Source organism: Rothia nasimurium, assembly GCF_014217215.1.
Classification (GTDB): Bacteria; Actinomycetota; Actinomycetes; order Actinomycetales; family Micrococcaceae; genus Rothia; species Rothia avistercoris.
The window spans coordinates 1,846,670-1,859,207 of sequence record NZ_CP056080.1 but is presented as its reverse complement, the minus strand read 5'-3'; the positions used below and the strand labels follow the sequence as shown (position 1 = coordinate 1,859,207).

Here is a 12,538-nt window from a genome sequence, read left to right as displayed (position 1 = left end):
TAGGCTTAAAGACGAGTGCGCCACCCGGCCCACTTTCTTTTTACATCCAAGCACGCCACAACCGGTGGCGCAGGCTCATAGGAGAAACCAAAAACCATGGCACCGAAGTCCAAACTCGACAACGTTATTTCACTGGCCAAGCGCCGCGGATTCGTCTTCCAGGCAGGTGAAATCTACGGAGGATCCCGCTCAGCATGGGACTACGGCCCGCTCGGTGCCGAACTCAAAGAAAACATCCGCCAGCAGTGGTGGCAGACCTTCGTACGCGGCCGCGAAGACATGGTCGGCCTCGACTCCTCCATCATCCTGCCCAAGGCAGTCTGGGAGGCCTCAGGCCACGTCGCAACCTTCACCGACCCCCTCGTTGAATGCCTCTCCTGCCACTCCCGCCACCGCCAGGACCACCTCATCGAAGCCTTCGAAGCAAAGAAGGGCCGCGCCCCCGAAAACGGCATGGACGACATCGTCTGCCCCAAGTGCGGCACCAAGGGCCAGTGGACCGAACCCCAAAACTTCTCCGGCCTCATGAAAACCTACCTCGGCCCCGTCGACAACGAAGAAGGCCTGCACTACATGCGCCCCGAAACCGCCCAGGGCATCTTCGTCAACTTCAACAACGTCGTCACCGCCGCCCGCAAGCGTCCGCCCTTCGGCATCGGCCAGATCGGCAAGGCCTTCCGCAACGAAATCACCCCCGGCAACTTCATCTTCCGAACCCGCGAATTCGAACAGATGGAAATCGAATACTTCGTGCACCCCGACGACGCCCCCAAGTACTACGACCAGTGGATCGAAGACTGCTGGAACTGGTTCGTCGATCTCGGCATCAACCCCGACAACATGCGCAAATTCGACGTACCCGAAGACGACCGCGCCCACTATTCCGCAGGCACCATGGACCTCGAATACCGCTTCGGCTTCCAGGGCTCCGAATGGGGCGAACTCATGGGCGTCGCCAACCGCACCAACTACGACCTCGGCGTGCACAACGAACACTCCAACGCCAAACTCGAATACTTCGACCAGGGCACCGGCGAACGCTACGTCCCCTACGTCATCGAACCCTCCTTCGGCCTGACCCGCTCCATGATGGCCTTCCTCGTCGACTCCTACGTCGAAGACGAAGCCCCCAACACCAAGGGCGGCGTCGATAAGCGCACCGTGCTCAAGCTCGACCCGCGCCTGGCCCCCGTCAAGGCCGCGGTCCTGCCCCTGTCCAAGAAGGAAGACCTCGTCCCCACCGCCAAGAACCTGGCCAACGAACTCCGCCGCAACTGGAACATCGACTACGACGACGCCGGTGCAATCGGCCGCCGCTACCGCCGCCAGGACGAAATCGGCACCCCCTTCTGCATCACCGTCGACTTTGACACCCTGGAAGACCAGGCTGTTACCATCCGCGAGCGCGACACCATGACCCAGGAACGCGTCTCACTCGACCAGGTCACCGCCTACTTGGCAGCCAAGCTGACCAAGTAAGTAACGTAGGTTAGATATACAAAAGGACGGACGTGCGGAGAGCCTGCTGGCTCGGGGCTGGCGTGGATTGGGGTGAGTGCCCCAGCGCGAGCCCCAAGAGGGTCAGCAGGCGAACGCACGTCCGTCCTTTTGTTATTGTCTTATATCTCGACGCGCTTCAAATCCAGTGTCAGGTGGCCCGCGACCGAGCGGGCGGCCTCCCAGTCACTGCGCAGAACCGACTTGATGACCGCATCGTGGTACTCGCCGTCAATCAGGAAAGCCTCGCGGCGGCGTCCTTCGGGCACAAAACCGCAGGAGGTGTACACGTGCTTGGCCCGCTCGTTGAAGTCCAGCACCTCAAGCTCAATACGGTGCAAATCGAGCTTCTCAAAGGCGTAATCGACCATGAGCTTAGTAGCGTCGGTACCGTAGCCCTTATTCTGGCCAGCCTGCCCAATCGCAATACGGTAGTTAACCGAGCCGTTATCGGGGTCGTACTCGTTGAAGGCAACCTCGCCCACGTACTTCTGCTGGTCCAGCGCGTACACCGCTAAATCGAGGCGGTTCTTCTTCTCGTTGCGGCGGGAGTACCACTCACGGGTCTTAGTCTCGTTGAAGGGGTGGGTCTCTGTTGAGCGGGAGTGAACGGTTCCGGTCTTAATCAGAACATCGGGTTCCTGCAGAATACCGATCATGGCGTCAATGGCATCGGCGTCGAAGGGGCGCAGCTCAACGCGGGAACCTACGAGGGTGGGCTTGTGGGCAAGGGGAGAAGTCATAAAACCACGCTAAACAATAGAGTCAAATAAACTTTAAGCCCTTAAAGTCTAGCCGGTAACGGGCCGGTGAAATCAAGGTGCCGCTCTGCCGGTTCACGCTCAGCGTTCATATCTTCCCCGCAGCGGACGCCCGCAACTTAGGCAGGGGCGCTAAAGTAGATGGGTACACCCCACCGGCTACCCCGAAAGGCACCACCGTGAGCACTGCCGAGAATACCTACACCCTACGCCCCTGGCGCGAGGGCGACACCCTAGCCCTGCTCGAATACTGGCACGATGCTGAAAACCGGCAGGTAGCCGCCTTCCGCTCGTCCTTCGGGCCCGACTCCGACACCCGCTTCTCCCGCACCCTCGTCGCCGAGCATCAGGGAGTGCCCGTGGCTGCAGGTACCGTCTACGAGACTGACCTGCACCCCAACCGCCTCTGGTCCTACATCGAAGTAGCCCCCGAACACCGCCGCTCAGGCCTCGGCAGCCTGCTCCTACAGGCCCTAAAGGACGCCGCCGCCTCAGCCCCCAGCGGCACCGTAGCTCTGCGCGCCAAGGTGGAACCGGCCTCCACCGGCCTCGACTTTGCCTCTGCTCGCGGTTTCACGGTCGCCCAGCGCTCGCGCATGGTGCGTATCGAAGCCGGGGCGGTGCCGTCCGTACCCCTACGCCAGGACGAATCTGAACGCATCACCCAGGCCATCGAGGACCTGGCCACTGGGTCTGTCGAACTTACCCAGCGTTTCTGGGAGTTCTACCGGGCTGTACACACCTGGGACGAGCCTGCCGACCTGCCCATCGGCCGCGTCAACCGCCTCTTCCTCTCCGACGAAGCCGAGGCCCTGGGCGCTGTGGTGCTGCGCGATGACGTACTTCGTGCCCAGGCGAACGGGAAGAAGGGCGACATTATCGCTTTTGCCGTGAGCTACCGCCCCATCGAGGTAGATGCCGGCCAGATGCCCGTCTCTGAAGATGACGCCACCGAAATCACCATCGGCTACCGGGTGGGCCACCCCGGCGCCCGCGAAGCTATTATGCAGCTGCTTTCGGTGCTGACCGGCTCCTACGCCGTGCAAATCGAGGTCGATGACTCCATGGAAGATTTGGCTGTGCTGATCGACCAGCTGGTGAAGATGGGTGCTGCTACCGTGACCAGCGAGTCCCTGGTACTGGTTGACGGTTAAAGGCCCGTGGACGATACACGGGTAGAGAGAATCTTACGGGTGGCCGAGTGTGTGCCCGCCGGGCGGGTCGCTACCTACGGTGACGTCGGTGCGGTTGCCGGCGAATCTCCCCGGCTGGTGGGGCGCACCCTCGCGCTCTGGGGGTCGAGCGTGCCCTGGTGGCGCATCTGCAACGCCCGCGGCGAGATACCGGGGCACCTGGAGCAGGCTCGCCCCCACTGGCAGAGCGAGGGCACCCCGCTGCGAGTGGACGGGCGGGTCGCTCTGGGCGCCGCCCGTATAGGCGCGGACGCCCTCGCCCACCTTTCTGCCCCTCACCTCGCTGAGCTGGGGGAGGGGCAGGCTTAGAGGGGCTAGACGCCGATGTCGCGGGCTCTACGCCTCTGAGCTGAAGCCTCCCGTGCACTACTGCTTGAACCGATGTACCCGAGCAACGGCCAGATTGCAGCGTTCTGGGCTTGCATATCCCAAAAGATATTGAGAATTGCCCAGATGATCCAGGTAATAGTAAGCGTCCCGGCAAAGAGTCCCGGTCGCCATACCATCGTGCGGCTGCCCTTGGGGCGCAGGAACCACTGAGTGAGCACCGTGCCAACAACCACTAGGCCAATCGCCCACAAGGTTATAGCTAGTTCTCGGCTGAGGTACCAGGTGATAAAACCGTGTAGGCCCCACAGTCCCACCATGATGAGGGGCGCATAGATGCTGTTACCAGGGGAGTTCTGCTGAATCGTCATTGAAGATCACCAATCCTGTTACTTTGCGGGCTGAGTTGAAAGAGAGTTGGCCGACCGGCTCACCATTTTCGTGGCGCAGTCGGTAGGTGAGTACAAAGCCGGAGCCTGCCTGTTCCACCACTGTCTTTTTGACCTCAATAAAGGGGCCGCTTGCCTCAAGTACCTGCTGCCAGGTTTTCAGAATCTTGCGTTTAGACAGTAATCGGGCGGTTGTGTAGGTCATGTGGCTGTGTACATGCTCGATGTCACTGTGAGCCAGGGCAGCAAAGAGGGCTTCGGTGATCTGCTCCAGCTCGACCTGAATCTGCGAGAGTGAGCGGGCGTTATAGACGGTCTCGGAAAAGCGCTGGGCGGCAGCTTGCTTGGTCACGCCGATAGCTGCCCCAATGAGCTGCCAGGTTGCGCCGCCTGCGCGGGCTGCCTGCACAGCGTCCTCAAGTGCGCGGGTGGCTTGGGCGACCTGTTCATGGGCGGTGCGGACGGCAGTAATACGCGGGTCATCGGACTGCATAGGGCCTCCTCAACTAGGTTTCGTCAATTTATATTGACTTATCACAAGTATCGGGAAAGAGTGTGGGGCTGTCAAGAGATTTTGACGATTCACATGCAGGATCGAGGTGGTGCATTCTTTGGGGAATGTAAATTTAGGAAATATTTACTTTAAAACTAGCCCCTTGTTATCTCCTTGTGTTCATCTCTCAAGAGTGACATGACTAGACATGATATAGATTGACATGCCTAGTCAGGGTGATTTTTTATTCTCAGAGTGAAATATTGTCTTTTTTCTTAAAAAGTTCGCTTATCACTTGCTCAGTCTGCTGAAAGTATGTAGGGTTATGAACAGTTGCTCAGCCTACTGATAGCGCTCATAGGGGGCGCAGGGCTGACGTAACACCGCGTACTGAGAGTCGCAAAGAAAGGCAACAGCTCATGGCTACCAACGAAACCATCGAAACCCTGCGTAACAGCACTGTATTCGGCACTGATGGCGAAAAAATCGGCAAGGTAGGCGAGCTCTACCTCGACGCCCAGACCGGCGAACCCACCTTCGTCACCGTCAACACCGGTTTCTTCGGCACCAACGAATCCTTCATCCCCGTGAACCAGGCCCGCTACGCAGGCGAAGAGATTCACGTTCCCTACACCAAGGAATTCGTCAAGGACGCCCCCAACATCGCAGAAGACGGCGAACTCTCACCCGCAGAAGAGCAGCGCCTCTACGAGTACTACTCACTCACCGCAGGCACTGCAACCGCTGGCACTGCCACCGCAGGTGTCGCTAACACCGAGCGTCCTGCCACCGATGCCCACGCAACCCAGGCCACCGCAACCGCCGAGAACGGCGACGTTGTCGCTCACGAAGAGCGTCTGAATGTCGGCACCGCAACCAGCGCAACCCAGACCGGTCAGGTCCGCCTGCGCAAGGTCGTCCGCACCGAAACCGAAACCGTTGAGGTTCCCGTTCGCAAGGAAGAAATCGTTGTAGAGCGCACCAACCTCAAGGACGGCGAAGTAGTCGAGAATTACGACTTTGACGCAGCCGAAGCTCAGGCAGACGTCACCGTCACCGCCCACGAAGAGCGCCCCGTTGTCTCCACCGAGACCGTAGCAACCGAGCGTGTCTCCGTCGGCAAGGAAGTTCACACCGACACCGAGCGCGTCTCAGCCGACGTCCGCAAGGAAGAAATCGTCGTAGAAGGCGACAAGAAGTAAGTCTAGATAAAAGCCTCTAGCACTGAACCACAGCCTCATGCAGAGCCCCGGGAAGAACCACCCGGGGCTTTTGCTTACTCTCTACCCCTAAGGAAGAAAATGACCGAACTAATTGACCCCCGCAGCAAATACCCCGTCATTGCCCCTCCGAAGCAGACCCAGCCCGAACCCGGCTTAGACGCTGAAATGACCCCCAAAGCCGATTTGGGCATCGACACCTATCAGGGGGCAGGCCGCCTTAAAGGACGGCGGGCGCTCATCACCGGTGGCGATTCCGGCCTGGGCGCAGCGGTAGCCATTGCCTACGCCCGGGAAGGTGCCGACGTAGCCATCGCTTATCTGCCCGAAGAAGAGCCAGATGCCCGCATCATCATCGAGCAGATCGAAAAAGCTGGCGTCAAGGCACTAGCCCTCCCCGGTGACCTGCGGGAACTTGAGCAGTGCCAGCTGGTTGTTGAGAAGACCGTTGAGGCCTTCGGCGGTCTCGATATTCTCGTCAACAACGCCAGCCGCCAGGTGTGGCACGAAAAACTAGAAGACCTCTCAGACGAGGACTTCGACGCCACCATGAAAGCTAACGTGTACTCGTCCTACCGGGTAACTAAGGCTGCGCTGCCGCACCTTCAGGCAGGTGCATCTATTATTTTCACCTCCTCGATTCAGGCCTACGAGCCCAGCGAAACCCTGCTGGACTACGCCCTGACCAAGGCTGCCCAGAACAACTTCAGCAAGGGTCTTGCCCAGGCGCTCACCCCTCGCGGTATCCGCGTGAACGCTGTTGCCCCCGGCCCCTTCTGGACACCCCTACAGCCCAGCCACGGCCAACCCCAGGAAAAGCTCACCCAGTTTGGGCAAGACACACCCCTGGGTAGGGCGGGCCAACCCGCTGAAATTGCTGGTGCCTACGTCTTCCTGGCATCGGATGAGGCCAGCTACGTCTCCGGCGAAACCCTGGGTCTCACCGGCGGACGTCCTACCCCGTAGACGCCCAGCACGTCGCCTGAACTACATGGCGCCCGCTTCATCAGCCTCCCGCCCCGTGCCCTGCCCGGTGCGGGGCAGGAAGGTGGGGCGGGCGTCCTTATCTTTGCTCTAGCTAACAGCGCACCGGGGCCGTTTGTGCCAGAATTGGAAGGTTATGACAGAAGAGACTTTAGAGACCGGCCAGACCCCGGCCCGCGCTAAGCAGCTGAAACTGCCGCCCCTACAGCTGGGCAAGCACACCATCGACACCCCGGTGGTGCTGGCCCCCATGGCGGGCGTCACCAACAAGGCCTTCCGCCGACTCTGCCGCGACTACGGTGGCGGCCTCTACGTGACCGAGATGGTCACCGCGCGCTCCCTGGTGGAGCGTAACCCCGAGTCTCTGCGCATTATCGACCATGACGGCGACGAAAAGATTCGCTCCATTCAGATTTACGGTGTGGACGCCGTCAACGTCGGCAAGGCGATTCGTATGGTGGTCGAAGAAGACCGTGCCGACCACATTGATCTGAACTTCGGCTGCCCCGTCCCCAAGGTCACCAAGCTGGGCGGCGGCTCCGCCCTGCCCTGGAAGACCGACCTCTTTACCGCTATCGTCCAGACCGCTGTGCGTGAGGCCTCCCGCGGGGACGTGCCCCTGACCATCAAGATGCGTAAGGGCATCGACGAGGACCACCTGACCTACCTAGAATCAGCCAAAATTGCTCGTGACGCGGGTGTTGCGGCGATTGCCCTGCACGGTCGCACTGCCGCCCAGCACTACTCCGGCAAGGCCGATTGGGACTCGATTGCCCGCCTGCGCGAGGCAATCCCCGACGTGCCGATTCTCGGCAACGGCGATATTTTCTCCGCCGAGGACGCCATTGCCATGGTCGAGCAGACCGGGGTGGACGGCATCGTGGTCGGCCGCGGTTGCCAGGGCCGCCCCTGGCTCTTTGGCGACCTGCAAAATGCCTTTGAAGGGTCTGAAGAGCGCCACCGCCCCAGTGTGTCTGAGGTAGCCGATATGATTTACCGCCACGCTGAACTACTGGTGGAGACCTTTGGTGACGAGGCCCGCGGCCTACGCGAGATCCGCAAGCACGTGGCCTGGTACTTCCACGGCTACCCGGTGGGCGGTAAGCTGCGCGCCAAGATGTCGACCGTGCCCACCCTCGAAGCCTTCCGTGAGTACCTGGCCGAGCTGGACCACTCCATTGGCTACCCCGGTGCCGCTGTTGAGGGCCCTCGCGGGCGCGCGGGCAACCCCAAGAAGCCCCACCTGCCCGACGGGTGGCTGAACTCCCGCGTCCTGGGGGACGCCGAGCGATTGGGCCTGGTGGACGCCGAGCTGGATATCAGCGGCGGCTAGGGGAGCGGATGCCCGGGCCCGGCTAGTCCATGTCGGGCGGCGGAGGGTCGGTGGGAGTTTTGCCCTTCCATAGGTTCATGTCCCACATGATGGAGAAGGGGCTCATCATATGGAGGCTGTGAAAGACAGCTCCGCACTCTTCGCCGTAGATGTCGCTGGCTGGGTCTGATGCGGCGATGGCCCGTACCGCCGTGATATTGAGGCAGATAGCAAAGATCACTGGGAGAAGCCCGAGTATCCATTCGTAGATGAGTAGGCTAGCGGCCGCCATGGTGAGAAGGAGCGTCGCCCAGCCTTTGAGAGTGTTGCCCAGAAAGAACTCGTGGGTGCCCAGGTAACCCTGCCAGCAAGCCAACTGGTAGGCCCTGGACTTGGTGCGAATAAGCATCTCATATCGAAAGCGCTCCGGGTCGCCGTAGTTGGGCACATACTTCTCACTCATAGATTATGACTGTACCGTCCGGTAGGTTCTAACACCACAGGTTATGTGAGTGCTTATCAGAATCGCGCAGGGCCCACGACGCTGGTGGGCCCTGCGCGATTCTTGTGGACGCTGGGTTTGCGAAATATAAGTGCAAGGAAATTTATTAACAGAAGCCAAGCGTGTAACCTGTGACACATGAAGTATTCAGTAGTTATCGTGGGTCTTGGAGCGATTGGTTCGTATCTTGCAGGGGAGCTAGCTGCTCGTGGGCATTCAGTGCTTGGAATTGAACAGTACGCCCCGGTGCATGACCGCGGAGGATACTCTGGCGAATCTCGACTTTTTCGTATGGCCTACCACGAGGGAGCTGAATATGTGCCGCTTCTCAAATATTCACGTAACTACTTCATCGACCTAGATACGCGTCATCCCGCAAAACTTTTTCACCAAACAGGGGCTCTTACAATCGGACATCCCAATGGTGCAGGGCTGATTGGCGTTCAAGACTCTATCAACAACTTTCATATTGATTTCGAAGCATACGATGCAGAAGAACTGAGGCGCCGCTACCCCCAACACGCTGATATCACAGATGAAATTGGCATTCTCGATAAGCAAGGCGGGGTGCTGTATTCAGACGCTATCGTGCACCAAATGCAACAAGAAGCGAAAGCGGCTGGTGCGGAGCTGTATACCCACGAAGAAGTTGTAGGCTTCGAAGAAACTGCCCGCGGAGTTAAGGTGCGCACTGTCCGAGATACCTATAAGACTGACCATCTCATCGTCTGTGCAGGAGTATGGTCTAAGACCCTTATGCCAGAGCTGGAGCCGTACGTGTCGATTGTTCCCATTAGCTTGGGGTGGTACATCACTAATGGTGTTACGGACTATGCTCCCAGCTCTTTTCCTGGCTTTATTAGAGAATCAAATGGGTCCCATCTCTACGGTTTCCCATGTCTCGATGGGATGACCGTAAAGGTAGGTAACGTTGGTAACCGTTCTGAGGTGCCCACCCCGCGGGAACTTCCACCTCGAGCCTCTGGCCCAGCTCTACGAGAACCTGCGCAATTAGTTACTCGGTATCTGAAAGGGGTCACAGACGGACCCGCCCGCCACTCTATGCACATGGATCTATTTTCTCAAGATCACAGGCCGATTATCGATCGTCTTTCGGGGCGGATTATAGTAGCTACAGCTTTTTCTGGGCATGGCTTCAAATTAACCCCGGCTCTCGGCCGTGCCATCGCAGATTTAGTTGAGGACCAAGAACCAGCTTTTTCATTACAGAATTTCAACCTAAGTCGGTTCTTTGAACCCTCGGCATAGGTTTCCTCGGCAATACAACTTGAATCACATCTACAGTAAACAGCGCACCCTACACGCAAAGGAGCGATTCCCATGGACTTTACTCCCTGGGCTCTGGTCATTGACCTGGGTATTATCGGGCTGCTGCTCACGGTTAGCACCGTACTGCGAGCTCGCATTAAATTTATTCAAGAATTGATGATCCCGGCTCCCGTTATTGCGGGATTTTTAGGGCTAGCTTTGGGGCCAGCCGGGGCTAACTGGTTACCGTTTTCAAGTGCGATTGGTTCGTACGGCTCGGTACTTATTGCTGCCGTCTTTGCCTGTATCGCGTTAGGAACAGACCTGAGCCTCAATAAGCTAGGACGCCCTTTGGGGCAGTTCTTGAGTTACACAGTCCTGCTCTACTCCGCCCAAGTTGTTGTAGGTATTTTGTTGACCCTTTTACTGCTGGGGCCTCTGTTTGATACCCCAGAAGCATTTGGAGTGGTTCTATTCTCCGGATGGGCTGGTGGATTTGGCACGGCAGCTGCAGTAGGAGATGTTTTTACTCAGGCCGGACAAGAAGAGATACAGTCGTTAGCTTATACCTCAGCAACGGTCGGTCTACTCATTGGGATTTTAGGCGGCGTAATTATCGCTAAGTATGGCGCTAAAAAAGGTTACGTTGAAGAGTTTGCAGGCCTTAAGGAATTACCTGAGGAAATTCGAACAGGCATTCTTCCGCAGAAAGCTAAGCGGCCCTCTATCGGTACTCACGTATTTTCTAGTTCTTCAATCGATACCCTAGGTTTTCACTTGGGTATTATTGCTGCTGTTACCGCAATTGGCTATATGGCTCAGCAGTACCTTAAAGGGTTTTTCCCATCAGTTTCGATTCCTGTTTTTAGCTTGGCTTTTATCTTGGGACTCATCGTTCGCCTGAGCATAGATAAGCTCAAGCTAGGCCATTTCGTTGACCGAACCACTATGCAGTCTATTTCTGGCACTGCTACCGATGTATTGATCGTTTTCGGTATTGCTTCTATTAAGCCTGGCTTAGTAGCAGATTACTGGGTGCAGCTAACTATTCTATTTGCCGTGGGTCTTGTCCTTTTGCTGGTTCTTGGGTTGGTGCTGGCTCCTCGTGTTCTTGATCAGGGCTGGTTCGAGAAGCAAATTTTCACGTGGGGCTGGGCTACAGGAGCCTTAGCGCAGGGCATTGCCCTACTGCGCATTGTTGACCCGAAACTTAAGTCCAGCACGCTTGAAGATTACGCCTTACTCTCGATTTTTAATCAGAATGAGATTCTGGCAGTTACTTTTATTCCTGCTTTAGTCGTTGCTGGTGCTTCATGGACTGTTGCTGGAATCTGGGGGCTAGTCACAGTGGTTGCTATTGTTGCGCTCTTTATATTGGCGAGGGGCGGGCATAACGCACACTCGCGGATGAAGAGATAGCCCTGGAGCTAAGAAAACCCTGGATAGAATCATGGTATGCAGATTGAACTGACCCGATTTCGAGTAAAACCGGGCAAGCGACATAAGGTCGATGAGTGGATGCTTTTCCTCAACGAAAACATGGAGGCTGTCAAAGAAACACTAGAGCCTGAGCACATGTATGTTGAGACAATCTTTGCTGAAACAATCGACGGAACCGATTACCTCTACTGGTATTCGGTGCGTGGGGAGGCCGGCTTAGAACAGAAGGTTACTGAGTCTGAGCACTGGTTGGACGAGAAACACGTCGAGTACTGGCGTGAATGTATTGACCCTACGTACCCACCCCAAGATCTGTCGCCGTGCGTGCACATGCTGCCTGACCGCGTCCTGGCATCCATGAAGCCGATGCCCCAGTAAACAGTGCTTATCAGAATCGCGCAGGGCCCACGACGCTTGTGGGCTCTGCGCGATTCTTGTGGGCACCGGGTTTGTGAAGGGTAAGGGTGGGCGGACGCTGCACCCCGCTTCCTTGCCTCTGGGCCAGAAGAGAGGGGGCGGCATCCGCCCCACTGAGCTGGGTGCACCCTCTAGACTTAAAACATGCACACCCACACCCTGAGCCCCGAAACCCCGGCTGATACCGCAGAAATTCGTGACCTGCTCCTGGCTACCTTTGAGACCAGCTACGAGGCCGACCTGGTCGATGCCCTGCACGATAACCCCAACGCCTGGGAACCGGGAATTTCCCTCACAGCCCGCGATACCGTCACCGGTGCTCTTATCGGCTACATTCTCATTAGCCGCTGCTGGGTGGGGTCCTGGCCTGCCTATGCGCTCGCGCCCCTGGCCGTCCACCCTGATTACCAGGGCAGGGGAGTGGGCACCGCCCTGGCCCGTGAAGCTCTAGCCCGTGCGGCGGCGTCCGCCCAGATTAGTAATGCACCCACCAGCCTGCTGGTGCTCGGCGAACCCGCCTACTACAGCCGTTTTGGGTTCGAGGCGGCAGCCCGCCACGGGGTGCGCGCAGTCATCGATGGTATTGAGCCGGCTGCCCTGGCAGAAGCCCTGCAACTCGTTAACCTCACCCCCGACTACCCGCCTATCTCAGGCGAGGTCACCTGGCCCGCCGAATACGGTCTCGACCAGGGCGATGACCTCTAAACTGGAATCCCAGGCCTAGATTGAACCGG

Annotated in this window: 14 protein-coding genes; 10 read left to right on the top strand and 4 right to left on the bottom strand. The window is 58.0% G+C overall.

Annotated features, from left to right (window positions below):
- Positions 1 to 96 precede the first annotated feature (96 nt).
- The gene (locus HWU94_RS08460; protein ID WP_185173330.1) at positions 97 to 1,479 is read left to right on the top strand and encodes a glycine--tRNA ligase; all 1,383 of its coding nucleotides are present in this window, start codon (positions 97 to 99) and stop codon (positions 1,477 to 1,479) included.
- Between the two features lie 140 nt (positions 1,480 to 1,619).
- Here HWU94_RS08460 and HWU94_RS08455 read toward each other — a convergent pair whose 3' ends face one another.
- Positions 1,620 to 2,240, bottom strand: a complete 621-nt coding sequence (locus HWU94_RS08455) for a GNAT family N-acetyltransferase (RefSeq protein WP_185173329.1) — start codon at positions 2,238 to 2,240, stop codon at positions 1,620 to 1,622.
- Between the two features lie 197 nt (positions 2,241 to 2,437).
- Between HWU94_RS08455 and HWU94_RS08450 the strand changes: the two genes are divergently transcribed.
- Complete coding sequence (locus HWU94_RS08450; protein WP_185173328.1) at positions 2,438 to 3,412, top strand: GNAT family N-acetyltransferase; 975 nt, start codon at positions 2,438 to 2,440, stop codon at positions 3,410 to 3,412.
- A gap of 6 nt (positions 3,413 to 3,418) precedes the next feature.
- Complete coding sequence (locus HWU94_RS08445) at positions 3,419 to 3,760, top strand: MGMT family protein (RefSeq protein ID WP_185173327.1); 342 nt, start codon at positions 3,419 to 3,421, stop codon at positions 3,758 to 3,760.
- 5 nt (positions 3,761 to 3,765) lie between these two features.
- On the opposite strand, the gene HWU94_RS08440 is transcribed toward HWU94_RS08445, so the two are convergent.
- The gene (locus tag HWU94_RS08440; protein WP_185173326.1) at positions 3,766 to 4,149 is read right to left on the bottom strand and encodes a hypothetical protein; all 384 of its coding nucleotides are present in this window, start codon (positions 4,147 to 4,149) and stop codon (positions 3,766 to 3,768) included.
- Complete coding sequence (locus HWU94_RS08435; protein ID WP_185173325.1) at positions 4,121 to 4,660, bottom strand: hypothetical protein; 540 nt, start codon at positions 4,658 to 4,660, stop codon at positions 4,121 to 4,123. The genes HWU94_RS08440 and HWU94_RS08435 overlap by 29 nt, the downstream gene beginning before the upstream one ends.
- A 419-nt stretch (positions 4,661 to 5,079) precedes the next feature.
- Here HWU94_RS08435 and HWU94_RS08430 point away from each other — a divergent pair, with 419 nt between their 5' ends.
- The 3 genes from HWU94_RS08430 to dusB all read left to right on the top strand — a co-directional run bounded on the left by HWU94_RS08430 (position 5,080) and on the right by dusB (position 8,197).
- On the top strand, positions 5,080 to 5,862 hold the full coding sequence (locus tag HWU94_RS08430; RefSeq protein WP_185173324.1) for a DUF2382 domain-containing protein: 783 nt from the start codon (positions 5,080 to 5,082) through the stop codon (positions 5,860 to 5,862).
- A gap of 99 nt (positions 5,863 to 5,961) precedes the next feature.
- Positions 5,962 to 6,846 (top strand): SDR family oxidoreductase, encoded by an 885-nt coding sequence (locus tag HWU94_RS08425; RefSeq protein WP_185173323.1) that lies wholly within the window; start codon positions 5,962 to 5,964, stop codon positions 6,844 to 6,846.
- Between the two features lie 154 nt (positions 6,847 to 7,000).
- Entirely contained in the window at positions 7,001 to 8,197 is a 1,197-nt protein-coding gene (dusB, locus tag HWU94_RS08420; protein ID WP_185173322.1) for a tRNA dihydrouridine synthase DusB, read from the top strand.
- A gap of 22 nt (positions 8,198 to 8,219) precedes the next feature.
- Here dusB and HWU94_RS08415 read toward each other — a convergent pair whose 3' ends face one another.
- A complete protein-coding gene (locus HWU94_RS08415) occupies positions 8,220 to 8,624 on the bottom strand; it encodes a hypothetical protein (protein WP_221625837.1) in 405 nt (134 codons plus the stop codon).
- A 192-nt stretch (positions 8,625 to 8,816) separates the two neighbouring features.
- Between HWU94_RS08415 and solA the strand changes: the two genes are divergently transcribed.
- The 4 genes from solA (at position 8,817) to HWU94_RS08395 (ending at position 12,509) form a co-directional block, all read left to right on the top strand.
- A complete protein-coding gene (gene solA / locus HWU94_RS08410; protein ID WP_185173320.1) occupies positions 8,817 to 9,947 on the top strand; it encodes an N-methyl-L-tryptophan oxidase in 1,131 nt (376 codons plus the stop codon).
- Positions 9,948 to 10,019: 72 nt separating this feature from the next.
- On the top strand, positions 10,020 to 11,366 hold the full coding sequence (locus HWU94_RS08405) for a sodium/glutamate symporter (RefSeq protein ID WP_185173319.1): 1,347 nt from the start codon (positions 10,020 to 10,022) through the stop codon (positions 11,364 to 11,366).
- A gap of 36 nt (positions 11,367 to 11,402) precedes the next feature.
- Positions 11,403 to 11,765, top strand: a complete 363-nt coding sequence (locus HWU94_RS08400; protein WP_185173318.1) for a DUF6176 family protein — start codon at positions 11,403 to 11,405, stop codon at positions 11,763 to 11,765.
- Positions 11,766 to 11,948: 183 nt separating this feature from the next.
- Complete coding sequence (locus tag HWU94_RS08395) at positions 11,949 to 12,509, top strand: GNAT family N-acetyltransferase (protein WP_185173317.1); 561 nt, start codon at positions 11,949 to 11,951, stop codon at positions 12,507 to 12,509.
- The last annotated feature ends 29 nt before the right edge of the window (positions 12,510 to 12,538 follow it).